At 69.2% G+C, this 17,222-nt stretch carries 17 protein-coding genes and 1 pseudogene; 13 read left to right on the top strand and 5 right to left on the bottom strand.

Annotated features, from left to right (window positions below):
• Positions 1-29 precede the first annotated feature (29 nt).
• The gene (locus AB0B61_RS56065) at positions 30-1,313 is read right to left on the bottom strand and encodes a helix-turn-helix domain-containing protein (protein ID WP_358450271.1); all 1,284 of its coding nucleotides are present in this window, start codon (positions 1,311-1,313) and stop codon (positions 30-32) included.
• A 231-nt stretch (positions 1,314-1,544) separates the two neighbouring features.
• Positions 1,545-3,026 carry a helix-turn-helix domain-containing protein gene (locus AB0B61_RS56060; protein ID WP_358450269.1) on the bottom strand — a complete coding sequence of 494 codons (1,482 nt, stop codon included), beginning with the start codon at positions 3,024-3,026 and terminating at the stop codon, positions 1,545-1,547.
• Positions 3,027-3,119: 93 nt separating this feature from the next.
• Here AB0B61_RS56060 and AB0B61_RS56055 point away from each other — a divergent pair, with 93 nt between their 5' ends.
• From AB0B61_RS56055 to AB0B61_RS56045, 3 genes are all read left to right on the top strand, one after another.
• The gene (locus tag AB0B61_RS56055; RefSeq protein WP_358450267.1) at positions 3,120-5,333 is read left to right on the top strand and encodes a molybdopterin cofactor-binding domain-containing protein; all 2,214 of its coding nucleotides are present in this window, start codon (positions 3,120-3,122) and stop codon (positions 5,331-5,333) included.
• On the top strand, positions 5,317-5,547 hold the full coding sequence (locus AB0B61_RS56050; protein WP_358450265.1) for an EF-hand domain-containing protein: 231 nt from the start codon (positions 5,317-5,319) through the stop codon (positions 5,545-5,547). The genes AB0B61_RS56055 and AB0B61_RS56050 overlap by 17 nt, the downstream gene beginning before the upstream one ends.
• 134 nt (positions 5,548-5,681) lie before the next feature.
• Positions 5,682-7,067, top strand: coding sequence for an NCS2 family permease (locus AB0B61_RS56045; RefSeq protein WP_358450263.1), 1,386 nt, complete (start codon positions 5,682-5,684; stop codon positions 7,065-7,067).
• Between the two features lie 42 nt (positions 7,068-7,109).
• Here the strand turns inward: AB0B61_RS56045 and AB0B61_RS56040 are convergent, their stop codons facing one another.
• Positions 7,110-8,051, bottom strand: a complete 942-nt coding sequence (locus tag AB0B61_RS56040; protein WP_358450261.1) for an excalibur calcium-binding domain-containing protein — start codon at positions 8,049-8,051, stop codon at positions 7,110-7,112.
• Positions 8,052-8,259: 208 nt separating this feature from the next.
• On the opposite strand from AB0B61_RS56040, the gene ald reads away from it, so the two are divergent.
• Complete coding sequence (ald, locus tag AB0B61_RS56035; RefSeq protein ID WP_358450259.1) at positions 8,260-9,381, top strand: alanine dehydrogenase; 1,122 nt, start codon at positions 8,260-8,262, stop codon at positions 9,379-9,381.
• 58 nt (positions 9,382-9,439) lie between these two features.
• Here the strand turns inward: ald and AB0B61_RS56030 are convergent, their stop codons facing one another.
• Positions 9,440-9,997: a DinB family protein gene (locus AB0B61_RS56030; protein WP_358450257.1), complete on the bottom strand. Its 558-nt coding sequence runs from the start codon at positions 9,995-9,997 to the stop codon at positions 9,440-9,442.
• Positions 9,998-10,114: 117 nt separating this feature from the next.
• Between AB0B61_RS56030 and AB0B61_RS56025 the strand changes: the two genes are divergently transcribed.
• From AB0B61_RS56025 to AB0B61_RS55985, 9 genes are all read left to right on the top strand, one after another.
• Positions 10,115-10,669 carry an isochorismatase family cysteine hydrolase gene (locus tag AB0B61_RS56025; protein WP_358450255.1) on the top strand — a complete coding sequence of 185 codons (555 nt, stop codon included), beginning with the start codon at positions 10,115-10,117 and terminating at the stop codon, positions 10,667-10,669.
• Positions 10,670-10,760: 91 nt separating this feature from the next.
• Positions 10,761-11,240 carry an alpha/beta hydrolase gene (locus AB0B61_RS56020; protein ID WP_358450253.1) on the top strand — a complete coding sequence of 160 codons (480 nt, stop codon included), beginning with the start codon at positions 10,761-10,763 and terminating at the stop codon, positions 11,238-11,240.
• A gap of 44 nt (positions 11,241-11,284) precedes the next feature.
• Positions 11,285-11,482: a hypothetical protein gene (locus AB0B61_RS56015; protein ID WP_358450251.1), complete on the top strand. Its 198-nt coding sequence runs from the start codon at positions 11,285-11,287 to the stop codon at positions 11,480-11,482.
• 32 nt (positions 11,483-11,514) lie between these two features.
• Positions 11,515-12,219, top strand: a complete 705-nt coding sequence (locus AB0B61_RS56010; RefSeq protein ID WP_358450249.1) for an HAD hydrolase-like protein — start codon at positions 11,515-11,517, stop codon at positions 12,217-12,219.
• Between the two features lie 203 nt (positions 12,220-12,422).
• Entirely contained in the window at positions 12,423-12,926 is a 504-nt protein-coding gene (locus AB0B61_RS56005) for a sigma-70 family RNA polymerase sigma factor (protein WP_358450247.1), read from the top strand.
• Positions 12,923-13,597, top strand: a complete 675-nt coding sequence (locus tag AB0B61_RS56000; RefSeq protein WP_358450245.1) for a permease-like cell division protein FtsX — start codon at positions 12,923-12,925, stop codon at positions 13,595-13,597. The genes AB0B61_RS56005 and AB0B61_RS56000 overlap by 4 nt, the downstream gene beginning before the upstream one ends.
• Before the next feature lie 67 nt (positions 13,598-13,664).
• Complete coding sequence (locus AB0B61_RS55995) at positions 13,665-14,495, top strand: helix-turn-helix transcriptional regulator (protein WP_358450243.1); 831 nt, start codon at positions 13,665-13,667, stop codon at positions 14,493-14,495.
• Between the two features lie 44 nt (positions 14,496-14,539).
• A complete protein-coding gene (locus AB0B61_RS55990; protein WP_358450241.1) occupies positions 14,540-15,502 on the top strand; it encodes a zinc-binding dehydrogenase in 963 nt (320 codons plus the stop codon).
• 280 nt (positions 15,503-15,782) lie between these two features.
• The gene (locus AB0B61_RS55985) at positions 15,783-16,709 is read left to right on the top strand and encodes a nucleoside hydrolase (RefSeq protein WP_358450239.1); all 927 of its coding nucleotides are present in this window, start codon (positions 15,783-15,785) and stop codon (positions 16,707-16,709) included.
• A 216-nt stretch (positions 16,710-16,925) separates the two neighbouring features.
• Here the strand turns inward: AB0B61_RS55985 and AB0B61_RS55980 are convergent.
• A pseudogene (locus AB0B61_RS55980) lies at positions 16,926-17,222 on the bottom strand (hypothetical protein); the annotation flags it as partial.

Below are 17,222 nucleotides of genomic sequence, written 5' to 3'. Positions count from 1 at the left end.
ACCGACGTCGCCGCCCGGTCCCGACCTCGCTACAGGCCCGCGCAGGCCAGGGCGCGCTCGTAGGCCTTCACGGCGCTGTCGGCGTCGCCCAGCTGCTCCATGGTCTCGGCGGCGGCGTACCAGGTGGCGGCGACGCTGCGGGAGTCCGGCAGCGGGTCGATCCACTGGCGTACGGCCTCGAGCTCGTTGGTGGCCTCGCCGAACCTGCCCAGCCCGCCGTAGGTGCGGCTGAGCACGAGGCGCAGCTCGGCGTCGAGCGTCCTGGCGGACTCGGGCAGCAGCTCCGTGCCGGATCGCGCGTATCTGATGGCCTGCTCGTAGTTGCCGTCCAGGATCTCGGCGCGGGCCAGCTCCACCAGGCAGCTCGCCCGGTCGGCGGTGCTGGCGGAGGACTGGGCCAGCTCATGGTCGGCCTTGAGGAGCAGCTGACGGGCCTCCTTGGCGGCCGTCGGCCTGGCCCTGAGCATCAGCGCCGCGTACGCCTGGCGCATCCTGGCGAGGTTGCGCGGCTGGCCGGTCTCGGACTGGACGGCCAGAGCGCGCTCGGCGAAGCCGAGGGCCTCCTCACCGTGCCCGGTGCTCTCGGCCACGATGGCGGCGTTCCAGCAGGCGGCGACCATCGATCGCGGCGTGCCGAGCAGATCGGCGGCGTTCAGCAGCTCGGCGGCGAACTGGCGGGCGCGCAGGAGGTCACCGCGCTTCAAGTAGACGTTCAGCAGGGTCGCGCCCAGCTCGATGATCAGGTCGGACCACGCCGGCCGGCTCGCCCCGCCCAGGACCCGCTCGCCGATGCCGACGGCCTCGGTGAGCCTGTCGCTCCTCATATAGAGGCGGCACAGCGCGATGGAGACCTCGATGCGGCGGTCGGGTGAGATGTCCTCCTCGCTCAGCCGATCGAGGAGGGCGATGGCGCCGTTGTGGTCGCCGCAGGCCTCGGTGGCCAGGGCGAGCCCGAATTCGGTGTCTTGACGGAGAGACGTCAGACCTGTCAGGTTATTGTTCGCCATCAGCTCGGCGAAGCGGGTGCGGGCCTCGGTGACCTCACCGTTCTCCAGGGCCAGCCGCGCGTAGCCGAGTGCGAGCTCGATATCCTCCATCTGCTCTGCGGTTACGCCGTTGACCAAGTAGGACAACGAGCAGTCCAGCTTCTGGGCCAGCAGTTCCAGGACGGCAGGAGTCGGGGTACGCTTGCCACTCTCGATCAAGGAGACGTAGCTGTCCGAGAGTTCGGGATGCGCGAGTTGGGCCTGAGACAGGCCACGCTGTCGCCGAACGGTCTTAATACGGAGTCCGACCAGGTCAGATGTGGTCACAGTCGCCGCTCCTTGAGATGATGACAAACGCACAACCCATATAGGCGAGGGAGCCCTAGATGCGCAAGCGTCTTATCCTGTCAGCACTGATTGCGACTGTTTTGGTCGCAGCCACCAATGTTACGACCGCGGAGGCCGTTGCGTCGCCCAGCATCGCGTTTGATGTCATTGCGTGCTGCTAGTTCCGTCTAGCCGCGCCGCCCGAACCGCGCTCTCCAGGCCGTAGACCGCTCAGCGCGCCCGGAGCGCCAGAAAAAAATCGACCCGATCCGTCATCGTCGACAGGTCGCGGCCGGTTAGCTCTTCGACCCTCCTGATCCGGTAACGAACCGTGTTGACGTGCACGTGCATCCGCTCCGCGCACGCGTTCCACGAGCCGGCGCAGTCGAGGAACGTACCAAGTGTTCGCACCAGCTCTGACTGGTGCCGCCCGTCGTAGTCGAGTAGCGGCGTCAGCAGCCGGTCGGCGAACGAGCGACGCACATCGCCAGGGGCGGTGGCCAGCAACAGGGCGTGCGTGTAGATCTCATCGCTGGTCACCACCCCGCCGCCGCGCGCCTCCGCCAGCCGCCGGGCGTGCCCGGCCTCCTCGGCCCCGCCCTTCACGGCCGCCGCGCCGGTGAGCGCACCGCTCAGCCCGACGCAGATCCGCGTGCCGGGCAGCGCGGACAGCACCTCAGCCCCGGCGCTCAGCCGCTCGGCCACCCCGCTCACCGTCGAGCCGCCCAGCGGCACCAGTCCCACCGCACCCTCCGGTCGTGCCGCGGCGACGATCTCGCGGTCCAGCAGTTCCTCCACGGCCTGCCCGCCCAACGTCGCCGCGTCCGGGCCGCCCGGACCGCCCTCTGTGAGGACGGTGGCGTTCACGATCGCGTACGGCTCGGCGGCGTCGAGCCCGCAGGTGCGGAGCCTGGCGTCCAGCTCGGCCGGGCCCGCCTGCGCCAGCGCGGCCGTGACGAGCTGCTCGGCCAGCCGCCGTTCGACCCGCCGCCCCTCCTCCATCCGGCTGTGCTCGACGGCGACGCAGGCCGCCAGCTCGTAGCCGAGGTCGGGCCGGTCCAGCAGGTCGCCGTCGCAGGCCAGCGCCCAGCCCGCGGCCCGGTGGCCGCGCCCGACGCCGAAGATCGTGTGCTCGCCGACCAGGCGGGGCAGCCGGGAGGCCGTCAGGTACGCGCGGGCCAGCCGTACCGGATCCTCGACGTCACCGACGATCACCCGGCCGGAGGCGGAGACGACGGCGCCCGTGACGCCCAGCTCCGCCGCGGTCAGCGCGAACAGCTCGGGCAGCGCGGCGCCCTCGGACACGGCGGTGAGCAGCCTGCGGTGGCGGCCGAGCGCGTCGCGCGCGTCGCCGGACAGGCGGGGCACGACGAGCTCCGCGAGCGTACGGAACGAGACCTCGGTGGGCACTTCGATGAGCGTCAGCCCGGCCGCCGCGCACGCCTCCACGAGGTCTTCGGGAACGTGGCCGAGCCAGGCCTGGCCCGCTCCGAGCGCGGCCACTCCGGCCTCGGCCAGCGCGGCGACGAAACGGGCCGCGTCGTCCGGCGAGGTGCGCCACATCATCCCCGTGAGCACCAGCTCGCCGCCCGACAGGTAGCGCCCCGGCTCGGGCAGGTCGGTGATGTGCACGCCGGTGAACTCCCTGGCCGGGTCGCCGGTCAGGAGCCTGAGGCGCAGCTCGCCGATGGCCAGCAGGTCACTGATGCGCACTTGGAGGAATATACAAGTCGGCCCGCCAAGCTCTGACCTGGATTTAACGTCACACGCATAGGACCGCCGCCACGCTGGTGCTCTACTCGGAGGATGACCGAAACGTCGAGCGAGACGCGGCGCCTCGAGTCCATGGGCGTGGGCGAGAGCGCGCGGCGGCCGGACGCCACTCTGAAGGTGACGGGTGAGTTCGCCTACGCCTCCGACCTGTGGCTCGACGGCATGGCGTGGGGCGTGACGCTGCGCAGCCCGCACGTCTCGGCGTGGATCCGTTCGATCGACGTGGGACCCGCGCTGGCGATGCCGGGGGTGTTCACCGTGCTGACGCACGAGGACGTGCCCGGCGCGAAGTTCTACGGCCTGGAGCTGAAGGACCAGCCCGTGCTGGCCATCGACCAGGTCCGCTACCAGGGCGAGCCGGTCGCGCTGGTGGCCGCCGACCATCCGGAGACCGCGCGCAGGGCCGCGGCGGCGATCGTGGTCGAGTACGAGCCCCGTCCCGCCGTGACAGACCCCCGCGAGTCCCGAAATTTCGTACGACATCAGCCGGTGCGGGTGGGCGACACCTTCGAAGCGGACGTCGTGGTGTCGGCCGAGTACGAGGTCGGCATGCAGGACCAGGCGTTCCTCGGCCCCGAGTCCGGCCTGGCCGTCCCCGCCGAGGACGGCGGCGTGGACCTGTACATCGCCACCCAGTGGCTGCACGTGGACCGCGACCAGCTCGCCCCCTGCCTCGGCCTGCCGCCGGAGAAGGTACGGCTGACGCTCTCGGGTGTCGGCGGCGCGTTCGGCGCCCGCGAGGACCTGTCGATGCAGGCGCACGCCTGCATGCTGGCGCTCCGGCTGAACCGCCCCGTGAAGATCGTCTACAACCGCGAGGAGTCGTTCTACGGCCACGTACACCGCCACCCCGCCTGGATGCGCTACGAGCACGGCGCCACCCGTGACGGCAAGCTCGTCTACGTCAAGGCCGACATCCTGCTCGACGGCGGCGCGTACTGCTCCTCCTCCCCCGCCGTCGTCGGCAACGCCGCCTCGCTCGGCGCCGGCCCGTACGAGGTGCCGAACGTCCGGATCGACGCCACCGGCGTCTACACCAACAACCCGCCGTGCGGGGCGATGCGCGGGTTCGGCGCGGTGCAGGCGTGCTACGCGTACGAGTCGCAGATGGATCTCCTGGCCGAGGCGTGCGGCCTGTCGCCGGTCGAGATCCGGGTGCGCAACGCGGTGTCGCAGGGTTCGTCCCTGGTCACCGGCCAGATCATCGACTCGCCCGCGCCGCTGGCCGGCATGCTCCGCGAGCTCGCCGCGATGCCCCTGCCGCCCTCCCGGGAGTCCGATCTGCGCGCGCTGCCGGGCGGCGTCTCGCAGACCACCCACGGCGAGTCCGTACAGCGAGGCATCGGGTACGGCGTGGGCATCAAGAACATCTGCTTCTCCGAAGGCTTCGACGACTACTCCACGGCCCGGGTCCGCGCCGAGCTGATCGGCGGCGAGCCGCACGTCACCGTGCACACCGCGGCGGCCGAGGTCGGTCAGGGCCTGGTAACGCTGCAGGCCCAGATCGCCAGGACCGAGCTCGGCGTCGAGAACGTGACCGTGGCGACGGCCGACACCACGGTGGGCTCGGCGGGCTCGTCGTCGGCCTCGCGGCAGTCGTACGTCACCGGCGGGGCGGTCAAGGCGGCCTGCGAGGCCGTACGGGCGCGCTTCGAGGGGCTGCCCGCCAGGGAGGCGCTGGAGAAGTACGGGACGATCGAGGAGACGCGGGAGTATCGGCACCGGCCCACCTTCCCGATGGACCCCGAGACCGGGCAGGGTGACTCGCACACCCAGCTCGCCCTGTGCGTGCACCGGGCCGTGGTGGACGTGGACGTCGAGCTGGGCCTGGTCAAGGTGGTCGAGCTGGCGGCCGTACAGGATGTGGGGCGGATCATGAACCCGCAGGCGCTGGAGGGCCAGATCCACGGCGGCTCGGCGCAGGGGCTCGGGCTGGCGCTGATGGAGGAGATCCAGATGCGTGACGGGCGGCTGCTGAACCCGTCGTTCACCGACTACCTGATTCCCACCATTCTCGACATGCCGCCGATGGCGCTGAAGATCCTGGAAAATCCCGACCCAGCCGCCCCGTACGGGCTGCGGGGCGCGGGTGAGCCGCCCACGCTCTCGTCCACGCCCGCCATCGCGGCGGCGGTACGGGCGGCGACCGGACTGCGGTTGACGCGCGTTCCCATCAGACCGGAAGATATCGCCTTGGTTAATGGGCGGAGCGACTACGGGGAGGAATCCGATGACCAGCGCACGTGACGCGGCCAAGGCGGAGTTCGAGCGGTACGACACCGACGGTGACGGCCTGCTGTCCACCAGCGAGATCAGGCAGGTCAACGCGGCCCTCGGCGGGCACGGCGTCACCGACGCGGAGATCAGCGCGTTCATCGACGCCATCGACAAGGACGGCGACGGCCGGATCGGCCTGGATGAGTTCGTCGGCCTGGTGGGCGGTGGCAAGCACGAGGCCTGATCGGCGCCTTGTGGGCGTCGCCTCCAGGTAGTCCTCGAAGACGCCCGGCAGGCGCCCTCAAGGACCGGCCGGAGGGATGATCACGCACCCGGCCGGGTAGGGCACCCGGCAATCCCCCTTGATCGCGAGGGGGGATGGCCGTGCTCGACAGGTTCTTCGAGCTCTCCGGCCGGTCGACGACGGCCGGGCGCGAGGTGCGCGGCGGGATCACCACGTTCATGGCGATGGCCTACATCATCCTGCTCAACCCGATCATCCTGGCCGGCGCCCGCGACATCACCGGCGCCAGGCTCTCGATCGTCCAGCTCACCACCTCGACCGCCTTGGCGGCGGCCGTCTCGACGCTGCTCATGGCGTTCATCGGCAACGCGCCGTTCGGGCTGGCGGCCGGGCTCGGCCTGAACGCGGTGGTGGCCTACCAGGCCGCGCCCCACATGACCTGGGCCCAGGCGATGGGCCTGGTCGTTCTCGAAGGGCTCGCGATCGTCATCCTGGCCGTGACGGGCCTGCGTACCCTGATCATGAACGCGATCCCGCTGGCGCTCAAGCACGCGATCAGCGTGGGGATCGGGCTGTTCATCGCACTGATCGGCCTGGTCGACGCGGGCTTCGTGGCGGCGGGCTCCGGCACGCCCGTGCAGCTCGGCGCGACCGGGCATCTGGCGGGCTGGCCGGTCACGGTGTTCTGCTTCGGGCTGCTCCTGATGATCGTCCTGTACGTACGCAGGACCCCGGCGGCCATCCTCATCAGCATCGCGGTGACTACTGTCCTGGCCGTGGTCGTGAACTCCCTGGCCACCATCGACCCCAAGACGTGGGGCGTGGTGACCCCCCGGGTGCCGAAATCGCTGGTCGCGGCGCCCGACTTCGGGCTGGTGGGACGGTTCGACCTGTTCGGCGGGTTCGTGAGCGCTGGGGCGCTGACGGCGGCCGTGGTGCTGTTCACGCTGATTCTGTCCGGGTTCTTCGACGCCATGGGCACGATCATCGGCGTCAGCGACGAGGCCGGGCTGGTGGACGAGCAGGGGCGGGTACCGCGGCTGGGCGCGATCCTGACCGTGGACGGCGTCGCGGGCATGATCGGCGGGGCGAGCAGCTCGTCGGCCAACACCGTCTTCGTCGAGTCGGCCGCCGGCGTGGGCGAGGGTGCCAGGACCGGGCTGGCCAGCGTGGTGACCGGGGCGCTGCTGGGCCTGGCCCTGCTGTTCACGCCACTGGCCGGGATGGTGCCCGCGGCCGCGGCGGCGCCCGCTCTGGTGCTGGTCGGGGCGCTGATGATGACGCAGAGCCGGAACGTGCCCTGGGAGGACCTGGAGCTGGCCGTGCCCGCGTTCCTGACGATCGCGCTGATGCCGTTCACGTACTCGATCACGAACGGGGTGGGGGCCGGGGTGATCTCCTACACACTGATCAAGGCGGCTCGGGGGAAGTTCGCCGAGATTCCGTGGTTGCTGTGGGTGGTCTCGCTGATCTTCCTGGCCTATTTCGGGATCACGGCGCTGGAGGAGCTGTTCGGGTAGCTGCTCGCTGTTCGTGGCTTTTGGCGGATTGTTGGGCGGCTGTCAGCGGATGTCCGCGGTGTTGCAGGCCACGTTGTTCTTGTCGAGGTCGGGGTACCAGGCGTACTCGGGGTGGACGCCCTTGGTGTACGGGCCGTCGCCGGCGGCGACGGCTGCCTTGCAGCTCGCGTAGTGGGGGTCCAGGCTGCCCCGGACGGGAGAGGTGGCACGGCTGGCCGGGGCGGAGGCGCCCGAGGTCGGCGCTCCCGCGTTGGGCACGCCCGTAGTGCCCGTGGGGGCTGGGTTCGTGGTCGGCGCTCCACCAGTCGGCGCTCCACCCGTCGGCACCCCCGCGGTCGGGGCAGCGTCGGTCGGTGCTCCGCCGGTCGGTGCTCCGCCGGTCGGTGCTCCGGGGCTCGGTGAGGAGCCGAGCAGGCTCGCGGCCAGGGCCTCGGCCGCCGCCTTGTCGAAGCCCACGATGCTCAGGCTGTCGCCGTCCATGGGCTGCGTGACGATCGGTGCCGCCAGGACGGTCTTGGGCACCAGGACGACCGCCACCTGCCGCTGGTTGGTCACTAACTCGTCGATGAGGTCCGACACCTTCTGCTTGAACGCGGGCGCGATCGCGATGCGCACCGAGTAGGTGCCGTCCTTCTCGCGTACCGCCTCGATCCGCTGCACGGCGTTGACCGTGACCCCGTCCTCCAGCAGGTAACAGGTGGTCTGCTCCTTGTCGAGCACGGCCGTGTCACCCGGGCACGGCGCCGGCTTGGTGTCTCTGACCGGCGCGAAGTGGATCGGCGTCGGCAGCCGCTGCGGCGGGACGGCCCCCAGGATCGGCGAGTCGGGGCTTCTGGTCATCAGGACGGCGACCGTCCCCAGCACGCCGGAGATGAGCACGACGACCACCAGCGAGATGATCAACACGATGGTGGTGAATCTGCTGGCCTTGGGTTCTCCGGGCTCTCCGGGCTCCGCGGGTGGCGGCTCTTCCGGCTTCTCCATCGTTGGCGACCCCATCCTGACGTTCGGGCTGCGGGTGAGCCTATCGAGGACCGGCTGTAGCGAGGTAATCAGGCGAACAATCCTCATCGTCCAGCAAGAAATGGGGAAGATGGGGGAAAGGGCTGCATATTGTCGATGGATCCTTACGGCGGTCGAGAAGAAAGTGACGCCGCCTGAAGGCAGGGGTTTATACGCTCAAGGAGTCTCGATGAAGGTCGGCGTTCCCCGCGAGGTCAAGGACAACGAATACCGCGTCGCGCTCACCCCCGCGGGCGTCCACGAGCTGGTACGGCACGGCCACCAGGTCCACGTCGAGCACGACGCGGGCCTCGGCTCGTCGCTCCCCGACGCCGACTTCGCGGCGGCCGGCGCCGTCATACTCGACCAGGTCGACGACGTCTGGGCCGAGAGCGACCTGGTGCTGAAGGTGAAGGAGCCGGTCGCCGAGGAATATCACCGGATGCGCAAAGGCCAGATCCTGTTCACCTATCTCCATCTGGCCGCCTCCCGGGCCTGCACCAAGGCGATGCTCGACTCGGGTGTCACCGGGATCGCCTACGAGACCGTACAGACGCCGAACGGCGCCCTCCCCCTGCTCGCGCCCATGTCGGAGGTCGCGGGACGGCTCGCACCGCAGGTCGGCGCGTACCACCTGATGCGCTCGCAGGGCGGCAGAGGCGTGCTGATGGGCGGCGTGTCAGGCGTGCGCGCGGCCCACGTCGTGGTGATCGGCGCGGGCGTGTCGGGCATGAACGCCGCCGCCATCGCGCTCGGCATGCAGGCCGAGGTGCTCCTCCTCGACAAGAACATCGACAAACTCCGCCAGGCCGACATGATCTACCAGGGCCACTGCCAGACGGTCGCCTCCAACACCCTGGAGATCGAGAGCGCCGTACGCGAGGCCGACCTGGTCATCGGCGCGGTCCTGGTGCCCGGCGCGAAGGCGCCCAAGCTGGTGACCAACGAGCTCGTCAGCCGGATGAAGCCCGGCTCCGTGCTGGTCGACATCTCGATCGACCAGGGCGGCTGCTTCGAGGACTCCCGCCCCACCACGCACGCGGAGCCGACGTACGAGGTGCACGAGTCGATCTTCTACTGCGTGGCCAACATGCCGGGCGCGGTCCCGTACACCTCGACGTTCGCCCTGACGAACGTCACGCTCCCGTACGCGCTGGCCATCGCCGACCGGGGCTGGGCACCGGCCATGCGCCAGGACCGGGCGCTCGCGCTGGGGCTGAGCACACACGAGGGCCGCCTGACCAGCCGGCCGGTGGCAGAGGCCCACGGGGTCGAATGGACGCCGTTGGAAGATGTACTGACCCGAGCCTGACCCTGGTCTCGCCTCGACCAGACCTCCCGGCCGGTATCGTCACCGTCGCCTACCGCGATCACTGACCTATGCGTCCGTCGATCCGCTCGCGCAGCAGGTCGGCGTGACCCATGTGGCGGGCGTACTCCCAGATCATGCCGAGCGCCGCCTCACGCAGCGACATCAACCCCCCACCGCTGCCATGCAGATTCTTGGCATCGTCGGCGGTGATGTCGAGACTGGGCGCCTCGGCCAGGAACCGCTCGGCGAAGTCCACCTCCGCACGCCATGCCTCCCACGCCTCCGCTACGACCTTGGGGTCGGCGACAGCACCATCGAAGTCGCCATCCCGGTCGGTCTCGGAGGTGAACAGCTTGGGGACGTCCTGTCCGGCCATCAGCACCCGGAACGTCCCACGCTCCACCTCGGCCAGGTGTCGCACCAGGCCCAGGAGCGACATCGTCGACGGCTCAACGGCCCGCCGCGCCATGGCCTCCGCATCAAGATCTGCGCATTTCATCTCCAAGGTGAGGCGTGCGCAGCGCAGGTTCTCGATCAGCGTGGTGCGCTCGTCGCCCAACGTTGGCCCGTTCTCACGTGGGTCGTCGTCGGATGGCTTGCCGTCCGCGGTGAACATGTCGGCTCGTCGTGTCGTTGCCATGGCGGCCATCATCGGCGAAGCGCCTGGCAGCTGACAACTGATTAACGGTCCCTAGACTCATGGTCATTCGCTGTAACTCACGGAAGGACGACAGTGGCCAAGACCGCTCTCCTGGTGATGGATGTCCAACGGGTCATCGTGGACCGCTACCCGGACCCCGCCTACCTGCCGCGCCTGCGCGAGGCGATCGACGCCGCCCGGGCCGCCGACCTCCCGGTGATCTACGCGGCCGTCGGGTTCCGCCCCGGATATGCGGAGATCAGTCCGCGCAACAAGATGTTCGGCGCGATCGCCCGCATGGGAGGAATCGCCGGAAACGAGCAGGCCATGGAGATCCATCCGGACGTGGCACCGGAGCCTGGCGACGTCGTCGTCACGAAGAAGCGGGTCAGCGCCTTCGCCGGCAGCGACCTCGACATGGTCCTGCGGGCAGGCGAGATCGATCACCTGGTCCTCACCGGCATCGCCACGAGCGGCGTCGTACTGTCCACCCTGCGCCAAGCGGCCGACCTGGACTTCCAGCTCACCGTCCTGTCCGACGCCTGCCTCGACTCCGACCCCGAGGTGCACCGGGTGCTCGTGGAAAAGGTGTTCCCCGGCCAGGCGGAGGTCACCACCGTGGCCGAGTGGGTGGCGACGACCAAGTAGTCCGAGGCCGCTTCCCTGACACCTGGGTGCCGTCGCGGCGTGGAGAAGCCTGCCGTCAGAGGTCCTGGGAGGGGAAGAGCTCGTCGACGGCGTGGCGCAGGGTTTCGCGGACGAGGGCCGCGTCGTCGAGTTCCGCGCGTTCCAGCCCGACGAGGGCGACAGCTCCCTCGGCCTCGCCGGCCGCTTCCCCGGCGCCAAGCTCGGGCCGGACACCACCGTCGTGGTCGACCACGACGGTGAGCCCGAACTGCGGGTCAAGCCCGGCGACTTCCGGGACGTCATCGCCGGGGACCTGCCCGAAGCGACCACGAACCTCCTGGCGGTCACCCAGCGCCCCGTGCTCCAGAAGGCACTGACGGCCGAACTGTCCGGCGAGCCGGCATGGCGCACCCTGCCGTCATGGACATTGATCGCGACACAGGACAACGCCATCCCGGCCCAGGCGCAGGAATTCATGGCCGAGCGCGCCGGGTCACACGTGGCACGCGTGCAGGCGTCCCACTCGCCGTCGATCTCACAGCCGGACGCGGTGGCCGACCTGATCATGAAGGCCGCCGACACCACACGCTGAACCCAACGCTGTTTCCCTGACACGTCGACGGGTACGCCGGGGTGATGCACGAGCCCATGGCAGAGCGGATACGACGACGCGCCGAGCACCTGCTGCCTGAGGAGCAGGCAGCGGGAAGCGACGACACCGAGAAGCAGGCGGCCAGCATCCTCGCCGACTCCGACGCCCGCGAGGAGTACGCGGAATCAAGCCCCGACCTACGGATCGACCACCGCACCTCCGAGGAGACAGTCGACCCATAGCCCACCAATCCGACTGCGGCCGTGGCGCCGTTATGTTTGCCGATGTGATCCGCGCCGTGGTGATTGATGTGGACGACACGCTCTGCCTCACCGAGGCGGTCTGTTTCGAGCTGGAGAACGAGGTTCTGGCGCGCATCGGCCGCGAGCCGATGCCTCGCGCCGTGCACCTGTCCACGTGGGGTCAGCCCTTGCTCGAAGCGATGCCCCAGCGGTCACCCGGTCTTGACGTCACGACCTTCGCCCTTGTCCATCAGGCGGTGCTCCGGGAGTACGTGGTGGCCGGGCGGCTGGATGTCGTCGCACCGGAGAACCTCCGGGCACTCGATGAACTCGCCGCCGCAGGGCGCAGCCTCATGCTGCTGACCTCACGCACCGAAGTGGAGGTGGAGCACCTCCTGGCGCCGGGCCATGCGCTCACCGGCCGGCTCGCGGCCGTCTACCATGCGGGCAACATGCGCTTCAGCAAGCCCGACGGCCGCGCCTTCGACGAACTTCTGGCCGCCACCGGACTGGAGCCCCGCCAATGCCTGTACGTGGGCGACTCCCCCGGTGACGCGCAGGCGGCCAACGGAGCCGGCTTGCGCTTCATCGCCTGCATGCAGAGCGGTCTAAGGCAGCGTACGGAGTTCGACGCACATCGTGTCGACGCGTTCATCGACGCCTTCCCCGACATGGTCGACGCCATAACCCACCTGGAAGAAGCTCCGCCTTCGCCACGTCCAGCGCGGGGTTACTGAGGCTGCTGTAAAGGCAGGAGTCTTGCTCGGGCTCAGCCAGTGGCCGGAAGCGCATACCCCACAGTGGTCAGCGGGTGTCGGGGGACGTGTGCCTGCCCAGTTTCACCGCTGAGATCACACATACCAAGAACGGCGGAAGGGGCACCCAGAGGTCATTTCTCCTTGGACAGGTAATCAAGGGGCTGTTGAGGTCATTACCAGGCGTGGACGATTCAAAGGCGCGACTCACCGCGCTGTATGAGAAGCACTACCGCAGCGTGCTCAGCTACGTGCTGCTGCGAGCCGATCAGGAGACGGCCGAGGACATCGCCAGCGAGACCTTTGTGATCGCGTGGCGAAAACTCGGCCGCCTACCGGAGCCGCCGCTGCCGTGGCTGCTCGGCGTGGCTCGCAACTTGGTACGGACGCAACGCCGCACCACCGCCCGCAGGCACAACCTGGTCGCCCGGCTCGCCGAACTAGCCCCCGCTGACGACGTGGCCGAGCAGGTGGCCGAGCGGCAGGCAGCGCTGACAGCGCTCGCGGAGCTATCCGAGCTCGATGCCGAGGCCGTGCTGCTGGCCAGTTGGTACGGGCTCACCCCGGCCGAGGCCGCGAAGATCGCCGGTTGCTCGGCTCGCACCTTCAACGTACGGCTGCACCGCGCCCGTCGCCGTCTCACCTACGCGCTCAACCTTACCCAGCCGACGTTCCTGGAGCAGTCATGAACGACCTCAACGGCCTGATCACCTCCTTGCGCCCCAACACCGAGGACGCCTACCAGCGCCGCCGCGAAGCCGACCTCGCGCGCGCCTTCGCCACCCGTCGCCGTCGAGACTTCTCCCTCCGGTTGCGGCTTGTGGCCGTGGCCGCACCTGTCGCCCTCGCCGGCATCGTGGCCGCGGTCGCACTGGCGCCCAGGGCTGCCCCGTCACCGGATCACACTGCGGCAACGGATCAGGACGGCAGGGCGGCAAGCCTGCGCCAGTTCGTTCTGATGAGCACGAAAGACCTGGGAGTCAGGGTCTTTCTGTGCAAGCAGGACTCCCCATGGCCCGCGTGCGGAGGCATCATGGCCGACCCGCCGGGCAAGGGCAGGGCGATCACCGAACAGCAAAAGGCGAACGTCGAGAGAAGGTTGGGCGAACTACCAGGAGTCGTGCGCGTCACCTTCGAGGACCAGGCCGGCGCACTGGCCAGATTCCGCACATTCGCTCCTCAAATGCCGGACGTAGGGATCAAGGACATGAACGAGTCGTTTCTCGTCACCATGGAGCCCGGCGCGGACTACAGTCCACTGATCAGCAGGGCGAAACGCATGCCCGGGGTCGCGAACGCCTTCAAACAGGCTCCTGCTCCGCAGACGCCACCGCTATCCACAAGCCGGCCGGCAGAGTGAAGCCGTCCTCACTTGCGCCTGCCAGCGGCAGTCGGAAGCCGGTTGTGCAGTCGCCTATGGTGTGTTCGTGACCGCCAGTCCAGACCGCCGTGACCAGCTCAAAGAGTTCCTGCGCGCCAAGCGGGAAGCCCTCTCCCCCGCCGACGTCGGCATGCCCGCGGGAGGGCGCCGCCGTACTCCGGGGCTCCGCCGGGAAGAGGTGGCAGTGCTCGCCGGGGTGGGAGTGTCCTGGTACACCTGGTTGGAGCAGGGACGCGACATCAAGGTCTCCGATGCCGTGCTGGACGCGGTCGCCCGCGTACTGAAGCTCGACGAGGCGGAGCGGGCGCACCTGTACGTGCTCGCCGGGCTGAATCCACCGGACCCCGCAGGCCGGCCGGGTGCGCCGGTGAGCGAGCAGTTGCGCGCGGTGCTGGACGCGTGGATGCCCAATCCGGCGCACGTACTGGATCGCCACTACAACCTGGTGGCGATGAACGACGCGGCCAGGTGGGTGTTCGGATTCGACGACGACGTCCGGAACTGCATGGTGGCGTTCTTCACCCACCCGATCTACCGCGGCAGGTTCACCGAATGGCACGAGTTCGCCCCGGACATGGTGGCCGACTTCCGCGCCAGCGCGGCCCGCTATCACGACGATCCGGCCTTCGGGCAGATCGCCGAAGAGCTGTGCGGCGCCAGTGCGGAGTTCGCCGAGCTGTGGGCCAGGCCCGACGTACGTTCCCGCTCCCAGGGGATCAAGGCGATCACCCACCCTGAGGCCGGGAACCTCACCTTCGAGTACTCGCTGTTCCGGCTGCCGGATCGTACGGACCTCAACGTGGTGCTGCACACACCGCATCCCGACACCGACACAAAGGAGAAGGTCGAAAGCCTGGTGGTGGCACACCCAGGATGAGCTGACACTGCCTTCCCGAAAGCCTTCCCAGCACGATGGAAGACATGAAGGCAATCACGATTCCCGAATTCGGCAGCGCTGACGTTCTCCGCCTCGACGAGGTCGAAGTCCCCGAGCCCAAGCCGGGGCAGGTCTCCATCGACGTGGCCTACGCGGGCGCCAACTTCGCCGAGGTCCTCTATCGGCAGGGCGTGGTGGATGTACCGCTGCCCTTCGTGCCCGGCATCGAGGTGTCCGGCCGCATCCGGGCGCTCGGCCCCGGTGTCGAGGGGCTGCGCGTGGGCCAGTCGGTCGCCGCGCTGACGATCGTCGACAGCGGCGGCTACGCGGAGGTGGTGACCACCTCCGCCGACCTGGTCGCCCCGTTGGACGACCACAGTCTGGGGCTGGGCATCGCGGCGGCGCTGCCCTCCAACAGCACCACCGCGTTCCTCGTACTCGACCGGGTGGCCCGCATCGAACCAGGAGAAACCGTGCTCGTGCACGCCGCCGCCGGCGGCGTGGGCAGCCAACTCGGCCAGGCCGCCCGGTTGCTGGGCGCGGGCCGCGTGGTGGGCACCGTGGGCAGCCCCGCCAAGATCGAGACCGCCAAGGCGTTCGGCTACGACGAGGTCGTCCTGCGCGAGCAGGTGGCCGAGGCCGGTCGGTTCGACGTCGTGGTGGACATGGTCGGCGGTACGGCCCGACGCACCAGCCTGGACCTGCTCGCGCCGATGGGCCGGATGGTGGTGATGGGCAACGCCTCCGGCGCCGAGGACGTCGGGATCTCGGCCAACGAACTGTGGTTCACCAACAAGACGGTCTCCGGGTTCAACCTGGCCGCGTTCTCCGCCGCTTTTCCGGCGGAGGCGGGCCGGGCGCTGAATCGGGCTGTCGCCGCGGCCGCTAGCGGGGAGCTTCGGGTGCAGGTGGAGTCGCTACGGCTGGAGCAGGCCGCACAGGCGCACCGCCGCATCGAGTCCGGCCGTACGACCGGCAAGCTCGTACTCGAAGTCGAACGGATCTGACGTTCGCCCGCTGCGCCTCACTCAAAGAAGCTCCGCCTCACTCAAAGAGCTTGACCCGGTCGGGGCGGTTCTCTGGGGATGCACTCCAGCATCCGTTGTACGTCTCCGCCTCTATGGCTTTCACCCCTCGCGGCTTTCATCCTCCGCTGGACACACCCGCTGCACATACGTGGCCTGCCGGGTTCGGCCACTGGCGGCGCTCCGATCATTCGCGGACCTCCGTGGCGACCGATCGGAAAAGCCGTGGCAGGCCGGCGCGACGGGCGACAGGATTCGTGACATGCGCTTGCACATCGACACCGACCTGGGCGGGGATCCTGACGACCTCTGTGCCCTGGCGATGGTTCTGGGCTGGCCCGGCGTGGAGATCGTCGGCATCACCACGACCGCTGACCCTGACGGCCGGCGGGCCGGTTACATCGAGCACTGTCTCCGACTTGTCGGGCGCCTGGACATCCCGGTCGTCGCCGGTGCTGGAAGATCGCTCACCACGGGCGGGTCGATGGGCGGCTTACTCGATCATGATCGATATTGGGGCGTTCCCGTAGCCCCCCGTCCCGCACCGCCGGAAGCCGCGATCGACCTGCTTGAGCACAGCATCGATCTGGGCGCCACCATCGCGGCCATCGGCCCCTTCACCAACCTGGCTCTGCTGCACAAGGCCCGGCCCGGTCGCCTTGACGGGGTGCCGGTGGTGGCCATGGGCGGATGGATGAACCCGCTCGCTCCCGGCCTGCCCGCGTGGGGCCCGGAGATGGACTGGAACACACAGTGCGACACCCAAGCCGCCCGGCTGCTGGCCGAGCACGCCCGGCTCACCTTGGTCACCCTCCCCGTCGCCGTCAAGGCGCATCTACGGGCTGCTCACCTGCCCCGCCTGGCCGCCTCTGGACCCCTGGGCGAACCACTCGCCCGTCAATGCAGGGCCTACGCCATAGACGGTGGTATGACGGAGCTCGGCCGCGCCCATGCGGGACTACCCGATGACTTGATCAACATCCACTGGGACCCGGTCGCGTGCGCCGTGGCGCTCGGCTGGAGCGGGGCCGTCGTCCAGGAACAGCGCCTGCGGACCGTCCTCAGAGCGGAGCAGTTGTGCTTCACGGGCGACCCGAACGGGCGGCGGACGCAGGTGCTCATCGACCTGGACGACCAGACCTTTAACGAGACCTGGATCGATGCTGTCGAAAGGGCGCGACAGCAGTAGACCGAACCCGCTCGATCAAGCAAGGCGAGGTGCGGTGGGTGCACGTGCCGTTCACCGGGGTGGGCGGATGGAACTACTGGGCTGCCGGATCATGTCCGGTCGCGCCAAGCAGTAGACGGCCTCGACGGTGACGCATGTACCAGCAAGAGATAAGCCCTACGAACGACTGGTTTCGCCGGAAGTGTTCGAGCCGGCGCCGACCAGGCGGCCCGGCACTCAGCCCACTTCGTCGAACAGGCCTTGGAGGGTCTGGGCGGTGGCCGCTCGGGCGAGCCAGGTCTCGAGTTGGGCGAGGTCTGTGCAGGTGGCGATCCGGGCGCTCACGTCGTCGGGAACGTCGAAGCCACGGGCAGCCAACACGAGCAGCACCGACCTACCAGCCTCTTCCGCCTTGCCCTCTGTCCTGCCCTCTGCCTTACCTTCGGCTATGCCGTCTGCTTTGCCGCGGCCGTAGTGTTCGCGGGCGAAGGGGCTGTAGACCGGCCATTTGGTGGACGCGGACTTCATGATCTC

The organism is Nonomuraea sp. NPDC049158 (assembly GCF_040648335.1).
In the GTDB taxonomy this organism is placed as follows: domain Bacteria; phylum Actinomycetota; class Actinomycetes; order Streptosporangiales; family Streptosporangiaceae; genus Nonomuraea.
Note: the sequence above shows the minus strand (reverse complement) of the source record. Positions and strands in the feature narration are given on the sequence as shown.

Coding starts and splice junctions, on each gene's coding strand:
- AB0B61_RS56055 (WP_358450267.1), top strand. CDS start 3,120: ATGACCGAAACGTCGAGCGAGACGCGGCGCCTCGAGTCCATGGGCGTG.
- AB0B61_RS56050 (WP_358450265.1), top strand. CDS start 5,317: ATGACCAGCGCACGTGACGCGGCCAAGGCGGAGTTCGAGCGGTACGAC.
- AB0B61_RS56045 (WP_358450263.1), top strand. CDS start 5,682: ATGGCCGTGCTCGACAGGTTCTTCGAGCTCTCCGGCCGGTCGACGACG.
- AB0B61_RS56040 (WP_358450261.1), bottom strand. CDS start 8,051: ATGGAGAAGCCGGAAGAGCCGCCACCCGCGGAGCCCGGAGAGCCCGGA.
- ald (WP_358450259.1), top strand. CDS start 8,260: ATGAAGGTCGGCGTTCCCCGCGAGGTCAAGGACAACGAATACCGCGTC.
- AB0B61_RS56030 (WP_358450257.1), bottom strand. CDS start 9,997: ATGTTCACCGCGGACGGCAAGCCATCCGACGACGACCCACGTGAGAAC.
- AB0B61_RS56015 (WP_358450251.1), top strand. CDS start 11,285: ATGCACGAGCCCATGGCAGAGCGGATACGACGACGCGCCGAGCACCTG.
- AB0B61_RS56010 (WP_358450249.1), top strand. CDS start 11,515: ATGTTTGCCGATGTGATCCGCGCCGTGGTGATTGATGTGGACGACACG.
- AB0B61_RS56000 (WP_358450245.1), top strand. CDS start 12,923: ATGAACGACCTCAACGGCCTGATCACCTCCTTGCGCCCCAACACCGAG.
- AB0B61_RS55990 (WP_358450241.1), top strand. CDS start 14,540: ATGAAGGCAATCACGATTCCCGAATTCGGCAGCGCTGACGTTCTCCGC.
- AB0B61_RS55985 (WP_358450239.1), top strand. CDS start 15,783: ATGCGCTTGCACATCGACACCGACCTGGGCGGGGATCCTGACGACCTC.